The organism is Bacillus sp. ISL-18 (assembly GCF_018613415.1).
Taxonomy (GTDB): Bacteria; Bacillota; Bacilli; order Bacillales; family Cytobacillaceae; genus Neobacillus.
The window spans coordinates 83,690-108,252 of sequence record NZ_JAGGQG010000009.1 but is presented as its reverse complement, the minus strand read 5'-3'; the positions used below and the strand labels follow the sequence as shown (position 1 = coordinate 108,252).

At 38.5% G+C, this 24,563-nt stretch carries 29 protein-coding genes; 24 read left to right on the top strand and 5 right to left on the bottom strand.

The features are described from left to right. Positions 1–107 precede the first annotated feature (107 nt). The 11 genes from J7E81_RS12635 to J7E81_RS12585 all read left to right on the top strand — a co-directional run bounded on the left by J7E81_RS12635 (position 108) and on the right by J7E81_RS12585 (position 9,343). Positions 108–398: a hypothetical protein gene (locus tag J7E81_RS12635; protein ID WP_215042547.1), complete on the top strand. Its 291-nt coding sequence runs from the start codon at positions 108–110 to the stop codon at positions 396–398. After that, on the top strand, positions 353–709 hold the full coding sequence (locus J7E81_RS12630) for an ABC transporter substrate-binding protein (protein WP_215042546.1): 357 nt from the start codon (positions 353–355) through the stop codon (positions 707–709). Before J7E81_RS12635 ends, J7E81_RS12630 begins: the two co-directional genes overlap by 46 nt. Then, positions 676–1,368: an ABC transporter substrate-binding protein gene (locus J7E81_RS12625; protein WP_215042545.1), complete on the top strand. Its 693-nt coding sequence runs from the start codon at positions 676–678 to the stop codon at positions 1,366–1,368. Before J7E81_RS12630 ends, J7E81_RS12625 begins: the two co-directional genes overlap by 34 nt. A 70-nt stretch (positions 1,369–1,438) precedes the next feature. Further along, the gene (locus tag J7E81_RS12620) at positions 1,439–2,380 is read left to right on the top strand and encodes a carbohydrate ABC transporter permease (protein ID WP_215042544.1); all 942 of its coding nucleotides are present in this window, start codon (positions 1,439–1,441) and stop codon (positions 2,378–2,380) included. Continuing rightward, positions 2,380–3,210: a carbohydrate ABC transporter permease gene (locus tag J7E81_RS12615; RefSeq protein WP_215042543.1), complete on the top strand. Its 831-nt coding sequence runs from the start codon at positions 2,380–2,382 to the stop codon at positions 3,208–3,210. Before J7E81_RS12620 ends, J7E81_RS12615 begins: the two co-directional genes overlap by 1 nt. A 35-nt stretch (positions 3,211–3,245) precedes the next feature. Then, complete coding sequence (locus J7E81_RS12610) at positions 3,246–4,145, top strand: helix-turn-helix transcriptional regulator (protein WP_215042542.1); 900 nt, start codon at positions 3,246–3,248, stop codon at positions 4,143–4,145. 126 nt (positions 4,146–4,271) lie between these two features. Beyond that, complete coding sequence (gene melA / locus J7E81_RS12605) at positions 4,272–5,777, top strand: alpha-glucosidase/alpha-galactosidase (protein ID WP_215042541.1); 1,506 nt, start codon at positions 4,272–4,274, stop codon at positions 5,775–5,777. Positions 5,778–6,157: 380 nt separating this feature from the next. Continuing rightward, positions 6,158–7,396 (top strand): serine/threonine transporter SstT, encoded by a 1,239-nt coding sequence (sstT, locus tag J7E81_RS12600; protein WP_215042540.1) that lies wholly within the window; start codon positions 6,158–6,160, stop codon positions 7,394–7,396. A gap of 184 nt (positions 7,397–7,580) precedes the next feature. Beyond that, positions 7,581–7,952 (top strand): hypothetical protein, encoded by a 372-nt coding sequence (locus J7E81_RS12595; protein ID WP_251028614.1) that lies wholly within the window; start codon positions 7,581–7,583, stop codon positions 7,950–7,952. Between the two features lie 43 nt (positions 7,953–7,995). Then, complete coding sequence (locus J7E81_RS12590; protein ID WP_215042539.1) at positions 7,996–8,316, top strand: antibiotic biosynthesis monooxygenase; 321 nt, start codon at positions 7,996–7,998, stop codon at positions 8,314–8,316. Between the two features lie 196 nt (positions 8,317–8,512). Then, the gene (locus J7E81_RS12585; RefSeq protein WP_215042538.1) at positions 8,513–9,343 is read left to right on the top strand and encodes a DUF4405 domain-containing protein; all 831 of its coding nucleotides are present in this window, start codon (positions 8,513–8,515) and stop codon (positions 9,341–9,343) included. Positions 9,344–9,487: 144 nt separating this feature from the next. Here J7E81_RS12585 and J7E81_RS12580 read toward each other — a convergent pair whose 3' ends face one another. Continuing rightward, entirely contained in the window at positions 9,488–9,727 is a 240-nt protein-coding gene (locus J7E81_RS12580) for an HPr family phosphocarrier protein (protein ID WP_215042537.1), read from the bottom strand. Between the two features lie 336 nt (positions 9,728–10,063). Here J7E81_RS12580 and J7E81_RS12575 point away from each other — a divergent pair, with 336 nt between their 5' ends. The 7 genes from J7E81_RS12575 (at position 10,064) to J7E81_RS12545 (ending at position 14,955) form a co-directional block, all read left to right on the top strand. Beyond that, a complete protein-coding gene (locus J7E81_RS12575) occupies positions 10,064–10,243 on the top strand; it encodes a hypothetical protein (RefSeq protein WP_215042536.1) in 180 nt (59 codons plus the stop codon). A 397-nt stretch (positions 10,244–10,640) separates the two neighbouring features. Then, the gene (locus J7E81_RS12570) at positions 10,641–10,754 is read left to right on the top strand and encodes a YjcZ family sporulation protein (protein ID WP_215042535.1); all 114 of its coding nucleotides are present in this window, start codon (positions 10,641–10,643) and stop codon (positions 10,752–10,754) included. Positions 10,755–10,785: 31 nt separating this feature from the next. Then, the gene (locus J7E81_RS12565; protein ID WP_215042534.1) at positions 10,786–10,941 is read left to right on the top strand and encodes a YjcZ family sporulation protein; all 156 of its coding nucleotides are present in this window, start codon (positions 10,786–10,788) and stop codon (positions 10,939–10,941) included. A 155-nt stretch (positions 10,942–11,096) separates the two neighbouring features. Then, on the top strand, positions 11,097–11,681 hold the full coding sequence (locus J7E81_RS12560) for a YflT domain-containing protein (protein WP_215042533.1): 585 nt from the start codon (positions 11,097–11,099) through the stop codon (positions 11,679–11,681). A 243-nt stretch (positions 11,682–11,924) separates the two neighbouring features. Next, positions 11,925–13,094, top strand: a complete 1,170-nt coding sequence (locus J7E81_RS12555) for a DUF4317 domain-containing protein (RefSeq protein ID WP_215042532.1) — start codon at positions 11,925–11,927, stop codon at positions 13,092–13,094. Then, complete coding sequence (locus J7E81_RS12550; RefSeq protein WP_215042531.1) at positions 13,094–13,858, top strand: SDR family oxidoreductase; 765 nt, start codon at positions 13,094–13,096, stop codon at positions 13,856–13,858. The genes J7E81_RS12555 and J7E81_RS12550 overlap by 1 nt, the downstream gene beginning before the upstream one ends. Positions 13,859–14,073: 215 nt before the next feature. Continuing rightward, positions 14,074–14,955 carry an alkaline phosphatase family protein gene (locus J7E81_RS12545; protein WP_251028613.1) on the top strand — a complete coding sequence of 294 codons (882 nt, stop codon included), beginning with the start codon at positions 14,074–14,076 and terminating at the stop codon, positions 14,953–14,955. A 46-nt stretch (positions 14,956–15,001) separates the two neighbouring features. Here J7E81_RS12545 and J7E81_RS12540 read toward each other — a convergent pair whose 3' ends face one another. Then, positions 15,002–16,615 carry a HAMP domain-containing sensor histidine kinase gene (locus J7E81_RS12540; RefSeq protein WP_215042530.1) on the bottom strand — a complete coding sequence of 538 codons (1,614 nt, stop codon included), beginning with the start codon at positions 16,613–16,615 and terminating at the stop codon, positions 15,002–15,004. Then, positions 16,605–17,309, bottom strand: a complete 705-nt coding sequence (locus J7E81_RS12535) for a response regulator transcription factor (RefSeq protein WP_215042529.1) — start codon at positions 17,307–17,309, stop codon at positions 16,605–16,607. The genes J7E81_RS12540 and J7E81_RS12535 overlap by 11 nt, the downstream gene beginning before the upstream one ends. 183 nt (positions 17,310–17,492) lie before the next feature. On the opposite strand from J7E81_RS12535, the gene J7E81_RS12530 reads away from it, so the two are divergent. The 6 genes from J7E81_RS12530 to uptA all read left to right on the top strand — a co-directional run bounded on the left by J7E81_RS12530 (position 17,493) and on the right by uptA (position 22,252). Then, positions 17,493–18,155 (top strand): phosphatase PAP2 family protein, encoded by a 663-nt coding sequence (locus J7E81_RS12530; protein WP_215042528.1) that lies wholly within the window; start codon positions 17,493–17,495, stop codon positions 18,153–18,155. Between the two features lie 85 nt (positions 18,156–18,240). Further along, positions 18,241–19,413, top strand: coding sequence for an MGDG synthase family glycosyltransferase (locus J7E81_RS12525; RefSeq protein ID WP_215042527.1), 1,173 nt, complete (start codon positions 18,241–18,243; stop codon positions 19,411–19,413). 22 nt (positions 19,414–19,435) lie between these two features. Further along, complete coding sequence (locus J7E81_RS12520; RefSeq protein WP_215042526.1) at positions 19,436–20,158, top strand: TVP38/TMEM64 family protein; 723 nt, start codon at positions 19,436–19,438, stop codon at positions 20,156–20,158. Next, complete coding sequence (locus J7E81_RS12515; RefSeq protein ID WP_215042525.1) at positions 20,151–20,840, top strand: polysaccharide deacetylase family protein; 690 nt, start codon at positions 20,151–20,153, stop codon at positions 20,838–20,840. The genes J7E81_RS12520 and J7E81_RS12515 overlap by 8 nt, the downstream gene beginning before the upstream one ends. A gap of 56 nt (positions 20,841–20,896) precedes the next feature. Then, positions 20,897–21,487: an undecaprenyl-diphosphatase gene (locus J7E81_RS12510; RefSeq protein WP_215042524.1), complete on the top strand. Its 591-nt coding sequence runs from the start codon at positions 20,897–20,899 to the stop codon at positions 21,485–21,487. A 159-nt stretch (positions 21,488–21,646) separates the two neighbouring features. Beyond that, positions 21,647–22,252, top strand: a complete 606-nt coding sequence (gene uptA, locus J7E81_RS12505) for an undecaprenyl phosphate transporter UptA (protein ID WP_215042523.1) — start codon at positions 21,647–21,649, stop codon at positions 22,250–22,252. Between the two features lie 238 nt (positions 22,253–22,490). Here the strand turns inward: uptA and J7E81_RS12500 are convergent, their stop codons facing one another. Beyond that, on the bottom strand, positions 22,491–23,168 hold the full coding sequence (locus J7E81_RS12500; protein WP_308162207.1) for a DUF2642 domain-containing protein: 678 nt from the start codon (positions 23,166–23,168) through the stop codon (positions 22,491–22,493). 27 nt (positions 23,169–23,195) lie between these two features. After that, complete coding sequence (locus J7E81_RS12495; protein WP_215042521.1) at positions 23,196–24,557, bottom strand: arsenic transporter; 1,362 nt, start codon at positions 24,555–24,557, stop codon at positions 23,196–23,198. Positions 24,558–24,563: the final 6 nt, after the last annotated feature.

Below are 24,563 nucleotides of genomic sequence, written 5' to 3'. Positions count from 1 at the left end.
ATACCAGAAATCAATGTAATCGCTTACAATTTTACAAAAAACAAATGTTTCTAGATCTCATTAATTTATTGTTTTAAGGATGATACCAATAAAGGGGAGAGAATCGAATGAAGCAAAGTTTTATGAAAGCAGCTGGTGTACTAGTTGTTCTTGTACTTATGTTATCTTTAGTCGCTTGCAGTTCAAAGTCAAGTTCCAGTGCAGGAGGAAAGATTACCTTAAAGGTCCTAGATTGGAATACAACCAACAAGAAAGAAACTCAAAAGGCCCTTGTTGAAGCAGTCAAAAAGAAACTTCCGAACGTAACACTTCAATTTAAAAAATTAATTGGGACAAGGATTTCAACTCTGTCATGCAAACAAGAATTGCTGGAAAACAGCTTCCGGATATTGTCATGATCAAGGGCGGAGATCATCCCAAGTATGCTCAGTTTTTAATGGACTTATCCAATGAATCGTTTATGAAAGAATTTCCAGATGATGTCCGTAAAACTCTCCAAGTAGATGGCAAAGACTATGCTGTACCATACACAGCCAATTTCCAAGGAGTTTTTTATAATAAACAAATCTTTGACGACAACCAAATCCAGATTCCTAAAACATGGGCAGAATTAATGGAAGTTGCCAAAACGCTAAGGGAATCACTCCATTTACCTCTTACTTTAAAGACTATCAAATGGGCAATTCAGCGAACCAGTTTGCTACATTAGAAGTATTCTCTAAGTATCCAGAGTGGGGCTCTGATTTACAAAAAGGAAAAGTTTCCTTTGCCAAATCACCAGAATATAAAGTAACCTTCCAACATTTCAAGAATCTCTATGAAAATACAGAAAAAGATCCTTTCGGTGTAGATTTTACTGGAGCAGCTGATATGTTTGCCAATGGAAAAACAGCGATGTGGATTATTGGGACATGGGCTCCTGCCCAAATCTTCAAGAATAACCCTGACTTTAAACTCGGTTTCTTCCCAACACCTGCTGTTGATGCCGAGAATACGAAACTAATCATGCAATCTGATTATACCTGGTCAGCCAGCAAAACAACGGAACATCCAAAAGAAGTGAAAAAAGTATTGGAAATCCTCGCAACAGATAAGAATCTAGCAAAGGAATACATTAACCAGGTACAAACTCAGAGCTTGCTTACGGATGTTGTCCCAGATGTAAAAAGTGACTATGTAAATGATATTAATCAATATAAAAACGCTGGTGTTATCGATGCGAATATCGGTAATGTCCAAATTCCATGGCCGTACCAACAACAATATACTACGTATATCGCCGAATGGCTTTTAGGGAAGAAGACATTGGATGAAGCGTTAAAAGCAACCGATGATTTCAAATCTAAGGTTAAATTCCAAACCAACTAGTGATTGTAAAATGGAAAAGGGGTTTATCTCCCTTTTCCATTCATTAAATGAAGCCTTCGGAGGTGTTCTCGTGAATATCAGTCAAGGAGATCCACAGCCGCAACTATTAGCAAACGAAAATATTCAGACAAAGCGGTCTACTAGAAAACCACGTTTTAAAAATAAAGGATATTTCTTGTTATTGATGCCCCCGTTAGTCGTCTTTTTTATTGGGATGATGATTCCATTAGGGATGGGAATCTATAATTCTTTTACCGATTGGGATGGAATCAGCCTGACTAAAAGCTGGGTAGGGTTAGCTAACTATGTAGAAATTTTTAAAGACGAGATCTTTCTGAAAGCTTTTAAATTTACCTTCCTGTTTATGATTTTTAACACGATCATTCAAAATGTTGCTGCACTGCTCTTTGCCGTGATTTTGGATAGCAGCATTAAAGCCAAAAACCTCTATCGAGTGATTATCTTTTCTCCGGTCTTATTGAGTCCGATTTTAGTCGGCCAAATTTGGACCAAAATGTATGGTGATATCTTACCAAGTTTGAACGATTTACTTGGAACCAACCTTACCTTCTCATTATTTTCAAGTCCTGATACCGTGCTAAGTGGATTATTGATCGCGAATAATTGGCAATGGATTGGTTATTGGATGTTAATTTATTTAGCTGGACTGCAAGCGATTCCGAAAGAATTATATGAAGCTTCCACCGTTGATGGAGGGAACTGGTGGCAAAAATTTTATCACATTACCATTCCCATGCTAGGACCATCAATCACCATCTGTACAATTGGCATTGCAACGGGCAGTTTGAAAGTATTTGAGTTAATTGTGGCATCGACAAATGGCGGGCCAGGGGACTCTTCACAATCACTGGTCATGTATATTTTTAACAGTGCCTTTACCTCCCAAAGGGCAAGCTATGCTTCCGCGATGTCGGTGATCTTTTTGATCGTCTTATTAGTCTTTGCCTTTATTCAATTGAAAGTACTGAGAAAAAGAGAGGTGGAATTATAATGGCAGGTAAAAACCGGTTTGGTTCCACTCTTGTGCAAGTATTTATTTCGATTGTGGCGATCGTCTATTTAATTCCATCCTTGATTGTATTCCTGTACGCCTTAAAATCCCAACAAGAAACGTCTAAATCTTTTCCACTTTCATTGCCTAACCATATTGAGTGGGGCAATTTTTCCAAAGCTTTAGAAGCGTTAAACTTCTGGCAAAGTCTTGGGAACACGGCCCTTTTGACGATTTGTTCAGTTGTCTTGATTATCCTCTTGAGCAGTATGGCGGCCTATGCGATTGCTAGGGGAGCAACGAGATTCTTTAATTCTGCCTATGTCTTTTTCTTAGCAGGGATTTTGATCCCATACCAAGTCATCTTTGTGCCGATGTTTACGTTAGGCAGTAATTTAGGCTTTATGAATAATTTTGCTGGAGTTATTTTCCTTTATGTTGCTACGAATCTTCCATTTGCTGTCTTTGTTACGACTGGATTTATGAAGACGATCCCTAAAGAGGTGGAGGAAGCGGCGGCAATTGATGGTTGTTCTGTGCTGCGAACCTTCTGGCTGATTGTTCTGCCGATGTTAAAACCAGTAGCGGCCGCCTTAACGATCATTCTATCCTTACAAATCTGGAACGATTACCTTATGCCGCTGTTATTTTTATCGGAAAACAACATGAAGACCTTAACCGTAATGCAGTCGCAATTATTTTCTGCCTTCAGTACGGATTTTAACACTGGTTTTGCTGGAATTATCTTGTCTTCCTTACCGATCTTATTATTGTTTATTTTTATGCAGAAGCATTTTGTTAAAGGAATCACGATGGGTGCTGGCAAATAATTGACTATACGATGTTTGACCAAGAGGAGGCCGAAATGAAGAGAAGCAGTCTATACGAGAGCGCGTTGACGCGAGGGGAGTTTCTTCCAGAGGTTGTTGCCTATTATTATAAACAATGGGAGAACTATAACATGCCGTTTCATGCTCATAATCAGGTCGAAATTATGTATGTCATCGAAGGCCATTGTTGTGTCGAAACGGAGGAAGAGTCACTTAATATGAAAAAAGGGGAATTCATCATTATCGATGCTGAAGTTACCCATCGCCTGTTCGTAGAGAAGGGAAGCCCTTGCCGAATGCTTAATATTGAATTTCGTTTTCATGAACGCAAAGGATTCTTTCCGTCCATCAAAGACTTTGCCGAAGAGGATCAGGCCTTTGCTCGTCTATTGAAAATGAATGCGCCTTATCTTCTCTTAAAGGAACCAAATGAAGTTTATTTTGTTTTAAAACACCTAGTTTTGGAGATGGACGAAAGGGGCAAAGAGAATCTATTAATGGTGCATCTTCTGCTCTCCCAGCTACTAATTCGGATTGCAAGATTAGCGGTGGAAACTAGGGTGAATGAACCTTTGCAGCAAGCAAATGTGTATGTCAAACAAGTGCTTACTTATATTCACGAGAATTATGATTGTGAGATCCAGATGAAGGATATAGCGGCAGATGTGAATCTTCATCCAGGGTATCTACATAGAATTTTTAAAAATCATACCGGGTTAACAGTGATGGAATACCTTACCTCTGTAAGAATGGAAAAAGCTAAAATGTTGTTATCCGAAACGGATATCCCTTTAATTGAAATATCCGATTATATCGGGATTAATAGCAGGCAGTATTTCAGTTCTCTTTTTAAAAAATATGCACACCAGACGCCCGTTGAATATCGAAAAACAGCGATGCAGAAAAAGGAATTTGCTTCTTGGGAAAGAGTATAAGTCCGTCTATTTTGACAAGTAAGGATTTTATAATTTTGCTGTCAAAGGAAGTTACTATTTTGGTAACGTTTACACCGATGGAACTGTAAAATCTCTATAAATCTATTATTAAAGGAGAGTTGGCCGATGTCATTTAAAGTAGCATTTATTGGAGCTGGGAGTATTGGTTTTACAAGAGGGCTATTACGGGATCTGCTAGCTGTACCAGAATTTAACCAGATCGAAGTGGCTTTCACGGATATCAATGAGCGTAATTTGCAGATGGTTACGGAGCTATGCCAGCGTGATATTAATGAAAACGGGTTGGAAATCCAAATTCAAGCCACCCTTAATCGCCGAGAAGCATTAAGAGATGCAAGGTACATTTTTTCCGTGGTAAGGATTGGCGGGCTGGAAGCCTTTCAAACCGATGTGGATATTCCCTTAAAATATGGCATTGATCAGTGTGTTGGCGATACGCTTTGTGCAGGTGGGATCATGTATGGTCAGCGTGGAATCGCCGAAATGCTTACCATCTGTAAAGATATTCGTGAGGTAGCAGAACAGGATTGCCTTCTCTTGAACTATGCTAATCCAATGGCCATGATGACTTGGGCTTGCAATAAATATGGCGGAGTGCGGACGATTGGACTTTGCCATGGTGTCCAGCATGGCCATAAACAAATAGCAGATGTGCTTGGGTTAACCAAAGAAGAAGTGGATATCGTTTGTGCCGGAATCAACCATCAAACCTGGTATGTTCAAGTCAAACACAACGGGGAGGATATGACCGGTAAGCTGCTCGAAGGTTTTGAAAACCATCCCGATTACAGTCAAACCGAAAAAGTTCGAATCGATATGCTTCGACGATTTGGGTATTACAGCACAGAGTCGAATGGGCATTTAAGCGAATACTTACCGTGGTACCGGAAACGTCCAGAAGAAATCGCCGAATGGATCGACCTTGGCGTTTGGATTAATGGGGAAACCGGAGGATATTTACGAGTTTGTACGGAGAGCAGAAACTGGTTTGAAACCGACTTTCCGAACTGGATGAAAGATCCGGCCCTGGAATATAAACAAGAGAATCGTAGTGAAGAACATGGCTCTTATATTGTCGAAGGATTAGAAACGGGCAGAGTCTATCGAGGACATTTCAATGTCGTGAATAACGGAGTCATTTCCAATCTGCCTGATGATGCGATTATCGAGGCCCCAGGCTATGTTGATGGCAACGGAATTAGCATCCCAAGAGTGGGTGACCTTCCAATCGGTTGTGCAGCGGTATGTAATGTAAGTATATCGGTTCAGCGACTTGCTGTGGAAGCAGCCGTTAACGGCGATGACATGCTGCTGCGGCAATCGATGATAATGGATCCACTTGTCGGTGCGGTATGTAATCCGAAGGAAATTTGGCAGCTAACCGATGAAATGCTAGTGGCACAGGAAAAATGGCTGCCTCAATATAAAGAGTCTATTGAAAAAGCAAAAGCAAGGCTTGCCTCAGGAGATCTTATTCCGACAAGGCAGAACCAAGGTGCTGCAAGACTTCGAGTGAAAACTGTCGAGGAAATGGCCCAAGACAGAGAAGCAGCCAACCGAGTTGCAGGTGGATCAGACAAAGCCAAGGAACGTCCTACAGCTGTAAAGTAAAATGAAAAAACAAAGCAAGAGAATGCAACAGGATTTCCTGTTCATCCTCTTGCTTTTTTTTTCACTATATACCGTTTAATAGAGAAGAGAAACACCGGTGACCCAACGTTCGTGTTTTACTTATTATTTTATTAAAATTATAAAATTCATAATAATTAAATCAACAATAATATTGTAATATATCTATAGGTTCATTATAATAGTAAAAAAAGAGAAGTATAATTCATTTATAAAACCCGAACATTTATGTCTTAATGATAATAAATCGTTCAGCTTTTACTTCGTAAGGTAAGGATGTGCTAGTGGATTAGGCCGATATATAGAGAGAAATCGGCTTAACGGATTGATGAAAATTACACTACTAATTGGGGGAACCATCAATGAAAAATGTCGTCAAAAAATGGAATCAAATTAGTCTGGTCAAGCAAATTATTATTGGTTTGATTATCGGTATCATTCTAGCCGTCACCATTCCAGAAACAGCAAAACCCATTACAATCCTTGGTTCTTTATTTGTAGGTGCCCTTAAAGCAATTGCACCCGTACTGGTACTCTTCTTGGTTATGTCAGCCATCGCGCAGCACAAAAAAGGTCACCAAACGAACATGAAATCCATTATTATCCTCTATCTTTTAGGAACCTTTTTAGCTGGATTCATTGCCGTGATCGTCAGTTTTATCTTTCCTGTCAGTATCTCCCTTGCAAAAGGGGCGGAGGATGTAACGGCTCCAGGCGGTGTTGTCGAAGTTCTTAAAACATTATTGTTTAACGTAGTGGATAACCCTGTTAAAGCGATCTATAATGCCAACTATATCGGTATTTTAGCTTGGGCAGTTCTTCTTGGAATGGCATTAAAAAATGCCTCTGATACGACAAAAACGTTGATTGTTAACTTTTCAGATGCAGTATCCAAAATGGTGACCTGGGTCATCAAATTCGCGCCATTTGGAATTATGGGGTTGGTAATCGAGTCGATTACCACAAATGGAATCGGATCTTTATTAAGTTATGGTAAATTACTAGCTGTATTGATTGGCTGTATGCTCTTTGTTGCTCTTGTAGTTAATCCCATCATCGTGTATGTGAACATCCGTCAGAATCCCTATCCACTTGTATTTAAATGTTTAAAGGAAAGTGCAATTACTGCATTCTTTACCCGCAGTTCGGCTGCCAACATTCCCGTCAATATGCGATTATGTGAAGACCTGCGATTGGATAAAGATTCTTATTCGGTATCGATTCCATTAGGAGCAACGATTAATATGGCTGGGGCAGCGGTTACGATTTCTGTTCTAACACTTGCCGCGGTTCATACATTAGACATCCATGTAGACATTCCTACAGCAATCATTCTTAGTGTCTTATCTGCTGTATGTGCTTGTGGTGCTTCAGGGGTTGCTGGCGGTTCCCTATTATTAATACCACTGGCGTGCAGCTTATTTGGAATTCCAGCCGATGTTGCCATGCAAGTAGTAGGAGTCGGTTTTATCATCGGGGTGTTACAGGATTCTTTTGAAACGGCCCTAAACTCTTCAACGGATGTCCTGTTTACAGCAACCGCTGAATTTAAAAAGTGGCGTAAAGAAGGAAAAGCGATCCAAATTAAAAAAGTATCCTAATCGAATAAGATTGAGGTTGAGCTGCCATATTTGGCAGCTTTTTTTATTCTCATTTAGTTGAATGATCGAAATAAGAAAATTATCCAAAAATTTTTGAAAATTCATTTGACTTAGTGTATACAATCGTATACGTTATAAATATAACTTTTGTATACGATTGTATACAACGAAGGGAGTTTCTTTTATGAAAAACGAGGAATATAAGGATTCTACTAAAGACTTCCATCCTAGAGGGAAACATCATCGAAAAGACCATGATCATCACCATCGTGGTGCAAAAACGTTCCGACGCGGTAGAGCGATTGCCTTTTTAGAGATGATGAATTTGAAACGATCTACTCTAAAGCGTCAACTCGATGCTCCAGAATTTCATTCGATTAAGCCGATCTTAATCGGCGAATTAAAAGCTCTTGAAATGGTCATTAACGAATTTGTGCAATTATTTGAACTTCACGAAGTAGAAGCAGCGGAAACAGAGCCTCATCATCCGGAAGAAGAAAAGGCTTCAGTACCTGAGACAGATTCTCTAGATGGCAGTGAGGAAAAAGTGGACTGATTCTTGTCCATTTTCGATAAAAAAAAAGAATGGGGATGTATGTATGTTTGTACAATTAAGAAAAGTAACCGTGACAGAAGGAAATGCCGAGCAAGTAATCAAACAGTTTGCTGGAAAAGGGATTATTGAAGAACAGGAAGGCTTTATTGATTTAACGGTCATGGAGAAAAAGGTTCGAAAAGGGGAAGAAGAGGTCGTCGTCATGATTCGCTGGGAATCGGAGGAATACTGGAAACAATGGGAAAAGAGTGATGTTCATATCGCCAACCATAAAGCAAACCTCGGTAAGCCAAAGCCAGACTATATTTTAAATACAGAAGTTGGGAAATACGAAGTAAAAGCCGTCAAACAACCAGCTAATTAATCTAGAGGGAGCCAAAAGGCTTCTTTTTTTGTCTCTTAAAAAAAGCCTGGATCTACTATTTATAAAGTAACGGGAATAGGAACAATAGTAGTTACAAAAATAACGATCAGTTTATAACAATAAGTTAAGGGTTTCTTAAGCTTTCCCCCCTAAAATCTGAAACAGTTAGATGATTTATTCATATGGAGGAATTAATTTGAAAAAAAATTATACAAAGATTGTACTCGATTTAATGATGGCGATCACGTTTGTGTTACTAATGAATCCAAGAGTATTAGACGGGTTACCCTTTCATGAAATTGCAGGTGTGATCATAGGAGTAGCCATTCTCTTCCACATCGGATTAAACTATTGCTGGGTGATAACTACTACCAAAAAGATTTTTGACCCAAAACTCCCTAAAAAAACTCGATTTAGTTTTCTTTTAAATATCCTTCTATTAATTTCGATGGCAACAGTGATTATAACTGGCATTCTCATTTCAAGAGTTGTTTTTCCAAGCCTGGCCATTCAAGGGGGACATTCGATACGCGGTATCCATGGCCTGTCAGCTGACGCTACACTTGCACTAGTAGGACTTCATATTGGGGTTCATTGGCAGTGGATCATGAGTATTTGTAAAAGAGCGTTCAAGTCGAAGGAAGGCAAACTTAGGAAGGGTGTTCTTGCGTCAGTTGTCCTGTCCCTTGCCATTTTAGCTGGTGGGATTCAGTGGTTTGCTTCAACGGCTACTACAAACGTGGGGGAATTCGAAAAGGCCCCAATGCAGCAAAGCAGCCAGTCATCCACTAATGGGGGCACTGGGACAACCAACCAAAATCCACCGAACGGAGATTTTCAAGGGGAAAAGTTCGATCATGATGGAAGAGGAGGCAAAGAAGGACATGGTGGCAGCAACAGTCCATTCCTTGTCGTTCTCAACTACTTTGCGATTTGGGCTGCGATTATTATTCCTACTTACTATCTAGAAAAGCGAATTTTAAGGAAAAGACGGAAATCGAATGATCTGCATCCGAAAGTATCTTAATGGCCATTAAAGTCAAGTCGTGATCTCGACAGGGAGTTTTTCCTCCTATTAAAAAATAGCAGAGTTGATTCATCTATGAATCCTCTGCTATTTTATTGCTCTGACTCCCTACATAGATATCACCTAGAAAGGGTTGTTCCTTTTTTATAGCAATAAATTGATAATTGCCTTCAATGCTTCCTCATCGTCATCACCTTTAGTCGTGATGGTAACATCAATTCCGGCCCTTACGATGGTGAGGACACCAATAATACTTTTGGCATCGACTGTGAAATTCGCTCTTTTAATTTTTATATCGCTTTCAAATTTATTGGCCGTTTCAATAAACTTGATTAATTCATCTACAGATAGGTTTTTTTTAACTGTTATGTCTTTAACTCTCATGTCCATTTTTCTCCTGTGAATGTGATTTAGCTAATAACAATATTTTTGGCTATTTTTTAAAACCTCCCCTAAAAATCACTAATGTTTAAAGTTTCTCCATCTAAATTCATTTTTCCTGCCAGTTTCCTCAAATGAAAAAATGGATTGATTCTTCCTTTCCTATTAGTACTCCCTTAGAAAATAAAAGTGTTATTTACTTGTCGTTCGTTTCAAGTGGCAACATAAATAAGGGGAGAAGTGGGGAAAATTAAGACGGCTATTATAGTAACTTAGATAATGGTTTACCGGAATTAGGCTACTATTCGTCAAATTATCTCTTAAGGAGGAAGGATTACGATGGAGCAAACCAAACAAAAGACCTTCTCTGTTGAATATGAGTTAGGCGGAGTCATTTTTTATAAGAACGTAAATGCTGCAAGTGAGGAAGACGCAAAGAACCAGATTCAAGCACAACAAACAAACGCAGCCATTCATGGTGTATCACTTATTGAAGAAAATGAAAACTATGCTGGGTAGAAGGGCGTGGCAGGAACTCATCTTTTACACCTTAATGGTATACGGTTATCCGTATGCCATTTTTTTATTTTTTAGGCTAAAAAATCCAGACCTAATTATTTCATGGATGGCAGCTGGTACAACCGGTGTTCGGATTCCAACTTACTTTTGATTATCATATTTGCCTAGTCCTTTATTGTTGTTTCTTCATACTATTTTTTTCAAACTATAAAATTCCGTGCCCATTTACTCATTTTTAAAATGGGCCTTCTTTCATTTAAGAAGATTGTGGAGCAACAATCCTTGAATTTACTGTATTTTCATACAAAAAGGCCGATAAACTTCATTTGGAAGAGCCCTTACACCTTTTGAATTTCATCATACTTTGTAGGGAGTAGATGCAAAGGAGGTTTTTGATATGGATGGAGCAGGTTATGGCGGAGGATTCGCCTTAGTGGTTGTATTATTTATCCTTCTAATTATTATCGGTGCGTCCTTTATGGGCGGAGGTTATGGCGGAGGATTTTATTAATTAAAAATACGGATTGAAAGGGGTTTTATGTATGTTCGGTTACGGAGGATTTGGTGGATTTGGTGGCGGCTGCGGCTGCGGAGGTTACGGATACGGCGGCGGCGGCTTTGGTTACGGCGGCGGCTTTGCATTAATCGTTGTATTGTTCATTTTGTTAATCATCATTGGAGCAACTTGCTTTTATTAATTAAAAGTAAGCTGCAACTATCGCTTAAAATAAGAAAAAGCCTTCTTGGGCTTTTTCTTATTTTTTATTTGTTTATTTCTTGATAAACAAATGTTTCAAACCTCCTCCTTGCGGGTATTTTTACTATAGACTACTCGTCCAAAGGAGGAATTTCAATGTATGAACATGAAAAGCACCTGGTGGGAGTGTATGATACTGAAAATGAGGCCATCCAGGCGGTCGAAGATCTAAAACGTCAAGGTTATGCACCTGAGGATATTTCGGTAATCGGGAAAAACAAAGACGAAGTAAACGGAATTAATGATGCTACTGGTACGAAGACGGAAGAAGGTCTCGCTGCCGGTGCGGCCACAGGCGGTGTCCTTGGCGGACTTGTCGGCCTGCTGGCAGGTGTAGGTGCCCTTGCGATACCAGGTGTCGGGCCAATTCTAGCTGCTGGACCAATCGCAGCAACCCTTACTGGGGCAGCTGTTGGAGCAGGAGCAGGCGGATTAGCAGGCGCTTTAATTGGAATGGGCATTCCTGAAGAAGAGGCAGACCGTTATGAAGGCTTTGTTAAAGAAGGGAAAATCCTTGTTGTTGTAAAACGACGTGAAAACCATGTAGGTGATAACCATTTTGATGGTGGTGTCAACGTACACCTTCCAGATGGAAACGTGACATCAGATGATCCAACTAATTCAGGGATCAATTATAACCAACCAGTAACAACAAGGATGGACAACAACAGAAGTTTTTAATCCTATAAAGATTATTTTGATCCTTAGCTCAAAAGAAAGGGGCCAAGATAGAGTCTAAATCCATTAGTAGGTCTAACGTAAGAAGAATAAAATAAAATTAGTTTCAATTAGGCTATTCAAAAGTCAGTTACTCAAAGACTTTTTGAATAGCCTTTTTTGTGCTTATATTAGTAAAATTAATAAATATCAAGTATTACTATTTTCTCGAGCGAACAGTATAATCAGAAATGGGAGTTGAAACGAATGAATAAAAAAGACATTGCTAATATCCGAAAACAATTTAAACTAGACAATTATCTTTTGCAAATTAAAGAAATCTTTACTGTTTATGTAAAAAAAGAAACAGGTGAAATCTACCACCAAATTAGCCAGCCATTTCAAATGCTAGAACACGAAGCTCAGGAATTGTTTTTAACAAACTTTAAAAAAGTTCTTTCCGGCCATCTTGATGCCAAACTATTTGAACTGAAATTCCGGCGGGATGTAGAAGGCAGCACACAAACCATCCTGTTCGAAGGCTTACGAACAGATTCTCCGGATGAGTGGCAAGAGAACATGCTGCAAATCGTCGAAAAAATGTTTGCTCATGCTGTCTATGAATTTGATACCGTGGTCACATTTATCCGTGGTGAATACCGGATGGCAACAAAGAAACGAGATTTAGAATCGGAACAAGGCGGGGATGATGAAGTTTATTCCAGTGAGTTTATCCTTTGCAGTCTTAATAAAACCGATCAGCCTAAAAAAGCTTTGCTGTTTGATTATATCGAGAAAGAATTCAAGTCGAATAACGCCGTTGATCCGATTATTAATTTAACTGCTCCGTTATCTGGGTTTCTGTTTCCTGTCTTTAATGAAAATGCTGCAGATGTGAACCACATTCTCTATTACGGCGGAAAAGTGAATCAACCAGATGATTCCTTTATCGAACAAGTTCTCAACTGCGAAGAAATTATTACCGCGGTGGAGGATAAGGACAGCTTCGAACAAATCTTAAAAATCGTGATGGGTGACGAAGTGGATTCCAGGGTCATCTCGAATGTCTATGAAGAAATCGATAAGATTGTCCAAGAGTACGAAGAAAGTGAAGACCGCGATGAAAGTGAATCGCCTATGCTGGATTCACGGGATATTGAACACATTTTAGAAATCAGTGGGGTGGAGGATGTCGATACTGCCAAAGTAGAACATGCCTTTAAAAGTGTGGTAGACGATGAAAAACATGAAATAAAAGCCACCAATATCCTTCCAAAAGCCATTAAGATTAATACCAAGGTGGCAGATCTTTCGATTAGCCCGAAGGAATTGAAAAATATGCAATATATTACTTACAATGGCAAACGGTGCCTGTTAATCGAAATCGATGAAGATGTGATCGTCGAAGGATTTAAATTGGAGACTCGACAGCTCTAATGGAGAATAAGAGACAAATTTCTAATAACATTGCACTCGTCACAGGAGCAAGTAGTCCACAAGATATAGGGACAGCCATTTGTAGAAAATTCGCTTCACAGGGTTTAACTATTTTTTTTACTTATTGGAATGCTGATTCTGCTTGGATTGAAGAATTCCAACAAACGATAACTAATATGGGCGTCCGTTGTGAAGGCTTAAATATTGATTTATCAAACGCGAATGCTGCCTATGAGATCCTTGATTCAGTGGAAACGAAATTAGGTTTTCCTTCCATCTTGATAAATAATGCGGCCCATTCAAAGAGTGATGGGTATTTACATCTTAATCCTCAAACACTTGATAACCATTATGCTGTAAATATACGATCTACTTTTCTACTTTGTGTGGAATTTGCGCGCCGTTTTGAAAAATCGGATTTAGATACAGGTAGGATCATTAATTTAACATCGGGACAAGATTTAGGACCAATGCCTGGGGAGCTAGCTTATGCAGCAACTAAAGGTGCTATATCAGCCTTTACCAGGTCTCTTTCTCAAGAACTTGCCCCGTTAGGAATTACGGTGAATGCAGTAAACCCCGGACCAACAGATTCCACTTGGATGACGGACGAAATAAGAGAGCAGCTACTGCCTAAATTTCCAATGGGGCGGATTGGGTTACCGGATGATGTCGCACAAACAATCGCTTTTCTTGCTAGTGATGAAGCAAAATGGATAACGGGTCAAATTATAAATTCAGAAGGTGGATTTATCCGAGGTTAGCACAATACGTATCAAAGAAATAAGGAAGCTGTACTAATGCTCTCGATAGTCATTGGTACAGCTTTTTTGTTTTAAAAATATAGTCTCGTTAGGTACTTATTATCATCTCATTCTGGCAGGCAAGTTTTGGATTGCCGGCTTGGGTATATTAGAATATAGATAAGAGGATCCACGGGTACGATTCTTTTTTAAGCTGAAAGGAGATGCAGATATCATTGAGGAAGAACTGGAAGTTTTTGTTTGTTGGAATCATGCTGTTATTGACTGCTTGTAATCAAAATGAGCCAAAGAATCAAACTACTCAAAAAAAGACTGTACATAAAGAGGAAGAAAAAGCGAACCTTCCGAAAATTGATCATATTTTAATCGTCGTTGAGGAAAACCATTCTAAAAGTCAGATTGAAAATAACTCATCCGCACCCTATATGAATTCATTAATGAAGCAGGGCGCTAATTTTACCAATTATCATGCGATCCAACATCCTAGTCAGCCCAATTATTTGGCTTTATTTTCAGGGTCCAATCAAGGGGTAACGGATGATAAGATGCCAAAATCGAAATTTTCCGCAGCTAACTTAGCGAGTGAATTAATTGAGAAGAATTACTCCTTTAAGGGGTATTCAGAGGGACAACCTTCTGTCGGTTATGATAAGGAGTCTGCTGGAAATGGGTATGCCCGGAAGCACAATCCTTGGGCAAACTTTACGAATGTACCTAAGGAGTCTAATCAACCATTTAAAAATTTCCCAAAGGATTTTTCTACCTTACCAACCGTCTCATTTGTCATACCAAATCTTGATTATGACATGCACGATGGTACGATCCAAGATGCCGATCAATGGTTAAAAGATAACATTGATCCGTATGTTCAATGGGCAAACACACATAATAGCCTTTTGATCGTTACCTGGGATGAAGATGAGGGTTCGAACAAAAATATAATTCCAACCTTCTTTGTGGGGCCGATGGTAAAACCAGAAGTATACAATGAAAATGTTAATCACTATAATTTATTAAGAACGATAGAAGATATTTACGGGTTATCCCATGCAGGCCAGGCAAAAAACAGCCAGCCAATCATGAGTAGTTGGAAGTGAATTTCATGCAAAAGAAAGGGCCGTCATACTAGACGGCCCTCTTTAACTAATTCGCTACGTGAAAAGGCAAATTTATAGTTAGTTTAATCACTTGATTTTTATAATCGACATGGATGGTACCGTGATGAAGCTCGATGATACTTTTGGTGATGGCCAATCCTAATCCGGCTCCAGACTTGTTGGAAGAACGAGAGGTATCTACTCGATAGAAGCGATCAAATAATCTGGTAACCTCTTCTTCAGACAGAGATTCGCATGGGTTTGAGACAGAAATCTGGACAGAATGTTTGTTTTTGTACATTTGCACATGAATGTCGCCAGGGGGCGTACTATATTTAATTGCGTTGGTTAACACATTTTCCAATGCTCGCACGATTTGATTCGGGTCGACATCCATCAAGATTTGTTCTTTTGGGAGATCGACGCTAAACATAACATGGTGATCATTTGCAATAGGGTCAAGTTCGTCGATTAACTGTCTAATCATTTGATTTAGACTCACTTTTTCTTTCTTAAGCTGTACACCTTGATACGTTAACCGTGTAAAGTCAAAAAGATCCTCAACTAACTTTTTTAATTGTTCGGATTTTCCGTAGGCAATATCAATGTATTCATCTAATTGAGCTTGGGTGTTGAATTGATGGTCTTTTACTAGTCTCAAATACCCCATAATAGAAGTTAGCGGCGTCCGTAAATCATGGGAAACATTGGTGATCAACTCATCCTTTAACTTTTCTGTCTGTCTCTGTCTTTCAATCATTTCGTTTAATTCAGATGCCATGTAATTGATATTGGTTGCAAGCGACCCCACTTCATCGCTGCTTTTCTCCCGAATCCGATAATGTAAATTTCCCTTTGCTATTTCCATTAATCCTAAAGCGATTTCCTCAATTTCTTTCATTTTCCGTTTGGTGATCAAATAAAAACAGAGAATAAACGTAACAAGTCCAAGTAAATAAGGCGTAACACCGGTTTCTTTTATATAAACAGCTGTGGATTTAGGGACTCCCGAGACAATTAAATAGTTCTTACCTCTATCAAGGGTTATCGGGTATAGCCTTGTAACAGTGGGATGTTCATTATGATCTTTTCCGACAAGTGTCTTTTTTGCATTTGTCCTTACACTTTGAATATCGACCTCTGTTTCACTTACTCCTTTGGACTTAAATAGGACCTTTCCATATGAATTTGTTATGAGTGCCTTGATATTGTTTCGTTTTGTAGACGTATTGATTAAATAGTGGATTAATTCATTTTTTGTTAAATGATAAATCGAACCATGTCCGTTTGGAACATTGATCCATTCCTCATTTCCTTTTAAGGATGATATGGAACGGTTAAGGAACTGATTTTTAAAGGCAGGTTCCTCATCCCCTAATTCGATAACGAGTCCCTTTATATCTTGATTCATTTGGTTGAATTGTCTGACTAAATCTTGTGCACTTTCATCAATAGTTAGAACCCCTTCGGTAAAATCAAGTCTGCGATCCTCACTAACAAAAAAGGGGCTTGCGGCCAATCCGACAAGCGTAGAAACAAAAATACAAACAGTAAACCCGATGATTACCTTAATTCTTAGACTTGTCTTTATTAAATGGAAAAGTTTATCTAAGTAGTTTCCACTCGGAATGAAGAGGGGCGTCCTTTTCTTATTGTTCAATTTTATAACCAACCCCCCAAACGGTCTTTATATACCTTGGTGTTCGCGGGTTTGTTTCAAGCTTCTCACGAAGATTCCGGATGTGAACCATTACGGTGTTTTCAGATTCATAAAATGGTTCATTCCAGACTCGTTCGTAGATTTTTTCCGTACTAAACACGACGCCAGGATTCCGGGCCAAAAGTTCTAAGATGGCAAATTCCCTTGGTGTTAACTTTATGTCTTTTCCATCCACTGTGACCTCATGTGTAGAGATATTGATTAATAGGTCATCTATCGAAATTACTTCCATCTGTTGGTTAGAATTCCCATCCATCTGATTAAAACGAAGGTAACGGCGGAGCTGCGATTTTATTCTTGCCACTAATTCCAAAGGTTGAAACGGTTTTGTGACATAATCATCCGCTCCCGTTGTTAATCCCATGATCTTATCCATATCCTGTGATTTAGCAGATAGCATAATAATAGGAACATTCCGGTTTTCTCTAATTTTCATGCATGCTTGAATCCCATCTAACCGCGGCATCATGATGTCTAAAACGACCAAATGAACCGTGTTTTCTTCCAGGTAATTTAACCCCTCCAATCCATCTGCTGCTTTTAGAACGTTATATCCCTCATTCGTAAGATAGATCCCGATTAAATCTCGTATTTCTTTTTCATCATCAATGATTAGAATGGTTTCTTGCGACATCTAAACCTCTCCTTTCTAATGCCTAAAAGTTTACTCTATTCCTCTTAAGAAAAGATAATAGAATTTCTGAAGATTTTCTGAAGATTTCCTTTAACAATTAAGAAAATCTTCAGAAGGAACGGTATTTTTCCTTAAGAAGTTTTTTGTAACATACATACAGAGAGAACGAGGAGGAAATCGGAGATGAATAAAAAATGGAAAATTGTTGGCATGCTTTGTTTTTTGCTAAGTATACCAGCGATTATGTTGATTTATCCATATTTAAATACACCCAGTCGCGGTGTTCATACACTTGTTACAAGTTTAGATAAAGCCATTCCTGTTGTGAAATGGTTTGTGATTCCATACGTAGCCTGGGTTGGTTACGTAACGATAACATTGATTTATTTCTGTTTTAAAGATCCTGCACTTGCCTTTAAAACGATTCTCGTTTTTGACTTGGGATTACTGATTTGTCTTCTCATTTATTATTTTTATCAAACAGTGGGACCTTTACGCCCTGAGATTATTGGGCATGATGTTCTTTCACAACTGTTGCAGTATGTTTATCAAATTGATCAACCTTACAATTGCTTTCCAAGTATTCATGTCTTGAGTAGTTATCTAATGATACGAACTGTTCGAAACCATCCGCACTTAAACAAGTGGATCAGATGGATTATTGTATGTTTCTCAACATCTATTATCCTTGCCACATTATTTATAAAACAACATGTGATTTTGGATGTGGTTGCCGCAATTTTATTAGTGAATGGTTTATATAAAATGGTAGACGTCGTGAATGGATGGTTGTTATTACCAAAACAATCCATAGTGTCTGTTACCGAGAATACTTTCACTATTTAGCCATTTTTACGTGGGGAAGCACGTGTTAATGAGGGCATTCGAAACCCTTAGATAGAAATAACACCATTTAAAGGAGTGGAGAAAAATGAAAGTAGTGAATAAGGAGAAAGTTTTAATCCTTACGGGAAATTACGGAGATGGTCATATTCAAGTAGCCCAAGCCCTAAATGATGCGATCCAAATAAGATACCCATCATTAGAACCTGTGATTTTCGATTTTATGGAATGGGTTCATCCTTATTCCAATCAGTTAAGCCGCTTTATATACCTTCAGGGAGTGAAAAAATTTCCTAGTTTTTATGGCTATATTTATCAAAAAACAAGAAAAGTAAACAAATTGTCCAATGTAATGAAGACTATATTATCTACAGGAGTCGGCCGGATGCTTAAATTGATTGAAGAAGTACAGCCAACGGTCGTTGTAAGTACATTTCCTTTGGCTGCAGCTGTCATGTCAAAGGTAAAATCCTTAGGATTAACCGATATTCCTAGCGTTACCACCATAACGGATCATACAGATCATAGCTGCTGGATTTATCCTTTTACGGATCAATATATTGTCGGTTCAAGAATTGTCCGCGATTCACTCATCACATTAGGCGTGGAAGAGAATCAAATCGCTCAAACAGGGATACCGATTCGACAGCCATTTTCTCAATCCTATCGACGAGAGGAAATTTATGAGAAATTCGGTTTAGATCCCCACATACCTACTTTATTAGTGATGGGTGGCGGTTGTGGCATGATTGGGGATGGAAATTCTACCATACAGGAGATTGATGCATTATCAAAGCCGATTCAATTAATTATTATTTGTGGACATAATGAAAAACTTCGTTTGCAAATACAGGAGAAGCTAAAGGATTCCAAACATCATATTCTTCTCACTGGTTATATTGATTATGTGCATGAGTTAATGGCCATTTCCGATCTTATGATTACAAAACCAGGAGGAGTGACTACTTTTGAAGCGATTGCGATGGAATTGCCCATGCTTCTTTATAAACCCATTCCTGGTCAGGAACAGGATAACGCAAAATTTCTCGTTCATTCTGGGGTTGCCGTTCAAGCGGAAACCGATCGAGATTTAGTTCATCATTTATCAGGATTATTGAATAATGGCGAACTACTTCAACAGATGAGGGAGAATTCAAAACAGTTTCATCCGAAAGAATCTGCGTTTGCGTCAGTAGAGGTTATTATGAATGCCAAAGAAACCACTAACCGTTTGGACGAACTATTGTATACATTTGGTTAATCAGTTAGAAAGAAGGGGAACGATGGAAAATATAATAGTAGTTTCACACAAGGAAAAAAGGTTAACGATCACACGTTCTCTATCGATTGGCAGTTTAGTTATCTTCTTACTTTTTACGGGACTTTATTTATATTTCCTTCATACAGGAACGGCAAAAACATGGCTTGGTTCAATTCGCCACTTAGGCGTTTTCGGGATAGTAGTAGGAATTTTGATTCAAACGATCGTAAATGTCATCCCTGCGCCTGGCGAATTTGTCTCTTTATTTCTAATTGAAATATACGGTCCAGTTGCAGGTGGATTCTATTCTTGGATTGGCGGTATATTAGGGGCTTTCCTTGCGTATCAATTATCCAATTGGATTGCTCGTCCCATTATTAAACCATTGGCAAAACCTTATCTAGAAAAAATTGATCGATGGTTGAGAATACAAGGGGATATAGGACTTTTAATTATCCGTTTTGTACCTTTGGTTCCTTATCATTTCATCAATTATGGTGCAGGTATATTAAAAGTGAACAAAAAGGCTTTTATATGGACGACAGCCTTAGGAATACTGCCTTATACAATATCAGTAAGTACTTTATTTGCAGGGGTGCAACATGGAAGAATGATTCCTTTCATAATTGGCGCTGGACTTTTTATTTCGTCCTCTGTCATAAGCATAGTCTTACGAAAAACGATGGATAAAGGCACTAAAAAGGTAGAAAATGATCGAAAAAAGGGGAGTACAGGAAATGATTAAGTTCGGGTTACTTGTATTGTTTCTTGTAGGAGTTTACTGGGTAATCCCATTTATTCTAACTGCGGGTGCCGGTATCGGGGTCTTAAAAAGTAAAGACACTTCTGATAAAGTTGCCTTTACTTTTGATGATGGTCCCAATCCGGTCTATACGCCGCAGCTTTTAGACCTGTTAAAGAAACATAATATTAAAGCAACATTTTTTGTGGTTGGTTCTAAAGCGGAGAAGTACCCAGAGTTAATCGCAAGAATGCATGATGAGGGACACTTAATTGGCATTCATAATTACGTCCACAAATCCAACTGGGTGATGGCTCCTTGGACGATTCGACGTCATCTAAATAAGACCGCTTCGATCATTAAAAGAATTACGGGCGAACGTCCGATCTACTATCGTCCACCATGGGGATTATTAACTCTACTTGATTTTCTACTGATGAAACAGTACAAGATCATCCATTGGTCGGTCATGGCGGAAGATTGGCGCAGTAAAGGCGGCAGTGAAAAAGTAGAAAAGAGATTGTTACAGAATATCAAAAACGGGGATGTTGTCCTACTGCATGATTGTGGAGAAACAGCTGGAGCGGATGTTGATGCTCCGATGAATACCATTACGGCATTAAAAAAAGTATTTAAAGAATTATCAAGTCGTGATGTGCCTTGTGTAAGAATTAATGAATTGTAGAGGAGAAGAGGGAATATACCACTACTCTTAAAAAGAATAGAACAAGGGGAATAAATATGAACTATCAATTATTTAAAGATATTAATCAAGCTGCCGGTCATCATCCAATCCTAGATGGGTTAATGGTTTTTGTCACACAAAATGCCTTAATCATTTATGCAGTTGTTTTACTTCTAATGTGGTTCTTCGGAAAAGATAAATATAAAAATACGGTTGTTTTGGCAGCCATTACTGGTATCATCGCATTGTTCATTAATGTCGTCATCGGTCATATTTATTTTGAACCCCGTCCATTTGTGTCCCACAAGGTTAATCTGTTAATTAGTCATTCATCTGATGCGTCCTTTCCAAGTGATCATGGAACAGGAGCCTTTTCTTTAGCACTTGCCGTACTATACCGTCACCGAAAATTGGGAATCGGTATGGTCTTATTCGCGGTTTTAACAGGTATCTCTCGGGTATATGTTGGCCATCATTATCCATTTGACATCATAGGAAGTCTGGTTGTTGCAGCCATTGTGAGCATCTTTATTTATAAAATCAGCCCGATTATACATCCGATATCAAAGAGAATGATTAATCTTTATAATAGAATGCCATTAGTAAACAAGAGTGTACCAAGTGAGAAGAAAACGAAAAATTATTAAAAATGGGATTGTCGTGGCTCTCAGCTTAAATTAATAACTGGTAACAACGGATTGAACAGCCCCTCTAATCCTTAGTACATTGAAACAGTTTAGAGTGCAGGGTACAGATTTAAAGGAAAAGTTTTTTATACTAACATCAAAGGCAGGTTTTACATTCTTATGTCACATTTGATTCAAACGTTATTTGATTTGCTTTCTAGTCTGAGATACTTAGGTATTGCCTTGGGTTTAATGGTCGAAGTCATCCCAAGTGAAATTGTATTAGCTTATGGGGGCTATTTAGTTTCGATTGGAAAAATCTCTTTCTTGGGAGCAGTTGTCGCAGGCTCGATTGGCGGTATTATTGCTCAGTGGTTTTTATATTGGATAGGCAGATATGGTGGAAGACCTTTTCTTGATAAATTTGGAAAATATATATTGATTCGTTCATCTCACATCGATCTTGCACAACATTGGTTTAGTAAATATGGATCTGGTGTTATTTTTATGGCGCGTTTTATTCCAGTTGTTCGTCATGCGATCTCTATTCCAGCAGGTATAGCGAAAATGCCATTTTCCAAATTTAGCTTTTATACACTTATTGCCATTATTCCATGGTCCGTTTTATTTATTTGCTTGGGCATGAATTTAGGAGCGAAATGGGAGCAAATTAATCAGGCTGCAAAACCATTTGTTACTCCTGTTATTATTATCGCACTTATTATTACTCTTATTTTTCTGTTGTTTAAATGGTACAATCAAAGAAATAAAATTGTAAAAAACTGATCATAAAATGAGGATTATTTCCTATAACTTGAACAAAATAAAATATAAAACATATCATAATAATAGGTGGTACACTAAAAAAAACCGTGTCTCGGAACGACACGGTCACAAACCAACTTAATAGGTGAGTCAGAAATCCATCCTTGTCTGCAAACATAGGGTGGATTATTTTTTTTGAATAAGCATGTTAGCATCATTCTTTCCTTTTCAAATAATAACCTTTTGCGTATGTTCCTAGTTACGGTAATTGAATGGTTTTAATATGCTCTACATTCCGTAATACCGGGACTCCGTCACCTGTAATAAGCGTGATTTTGTTATTGCGGATCTTTTGGAGTAAGCCGATTTTTTCAGACTGGTCTCCACCATCAATAATGACCAGTTGACTTTCTAATTTTTTCAATTGCTCATCAAAGGATCGGGCTAAAGGAATGGCTAAAGGCTTTCGTGATGAAATTTCTTTGTTTAGAGAATAAGGTTTTGCATCAGGTGGAAACGGAATTAACCACTTGACATGATTCATTGATATATACATCGTTTTGAACACTGGGGAGTAAAAGACAAAATAGTCATTCATGATGCTTGTTAAATAGCCATGAATGGATTTATTCCCCGTCACATATACCTGGACAAATAATCCTTTAGCACTGGTTAATACTTTCCGAAACGAGATTCCATCCGTCTCAATTGGTTTTTCTGTAAGAGGTTGATAGGAATCATCCTCTCCTTTGTCTAGAACCGTTTCTTTAATACTTTGAACATGAATAAAGGGGATATAGAGGTAAGAATGATTTTTATAATCATAAAGGACGATAACGTCCAATCCACTGTCCAGTAAGGTCCCTTTGTGAATAATGCCTCCTGAAATTTCCACCTCTATATTCTTTCCCTCTAAATCTTCAAAATCTATAAGCATACTCATTCTCCTTTTATTAATGTCATCCTATTGCTGAAGTACACCGCCAAAAAGCCATGAAACCCAATAATATAATACGACTAATGTGAATAATACTGTAGGAGGAATCACCACTCCGGTAATTTTGACATACTCCCACCAAGTAATTTTCACTTTTCCTTTTCTCACAATGTGCATCCACATCAACGTAGCGAGTGTCCCCATCGGCAGCAATAAGGCTCCCATATCACTGCCAATCACGTTTGCTAGATAGGCAATTTTCAAGGAGAGCAAATCTAGATGCATATGCGTTAACGTAAGTGTCCCCACCATGAGCGCAGGGTGATTATTAAAAATATTAGAGAGTACGGTTAGAAGAACACCCATCATCACACTCGCATGTAACAGGCTTCCGGAAACAATTGGCTGCATAAATGTGATCAGCCAATCTGTTAACCCAATGTTATTCAGACCGTAAATGATCACATACATACAAAAAGCAAAAACGATGATATACCAAGGTGTTTTTTTCAGCATATCCCCAGGCGGGATTTTTAAATACGCCCATCTCCATGCTAACAGAACAAGTGATCCGAAAACGGCCATAAGAGAAACGGGAATGTTCACAAACGAGGCGACAAAGAGACTGATTCGGACAGCGAACACGAATAATAGTACATTTCGCATAAATCTGGAACGGTCTTTGTCTGAGCCATGCTGAAGGACTGGTTTGAGTGGATGGTAAGATTTTGACGACAATCCTGAAATTTTCGTTGGTATGGTTTTCGGCAGGACTTTGTAAAACCGTAAGAACAGAAGCCCCACTAGTAAGAGCAGACCTAATGTTGCGGGTACAAACATCATCGCTGTATGCAAATACAAACTCATGTGGACAATTTTGAGAGCAATTAAGTTAACAATATTACTCACGCCGATTGGAGCACTCGAAGCCGTGGCAATTAACCCCCCTGAAAGCAAATAAGGGATTTTTTGATGATTTTTCAAGCCCATGTTGTTTAATAACATGACAAGAATGGGGGTGGTGATTAAGATACTTCCATCATTATTAAAAAACAGAGTCATGAGAAAACATAAAAGGTTGACATACCAGAATAAACGGATCCCTGAACCTTTAGCCTTGGCAGCCAATTTTTCCGCAACCCAATTAAAGAAACCAAAACTTTCTAAAACAATCGCCATAACAATGGTTGCCATAATTGTAATAGCGGCACCACTAATCGTTTCTGCAATAATCCCCAGGTCTGATAACGAGACACCTCCACATAGTACGACAATAATGGCCCCAATTGCAGCAGGTATTGCTTCGTTCATACCTTTAGGTCTCCAAAGAATAAAGCCGAGGGTAACCAAAAAGGTAATGATGGTTATCCAAACGGTTAAATCAATCATAATAAT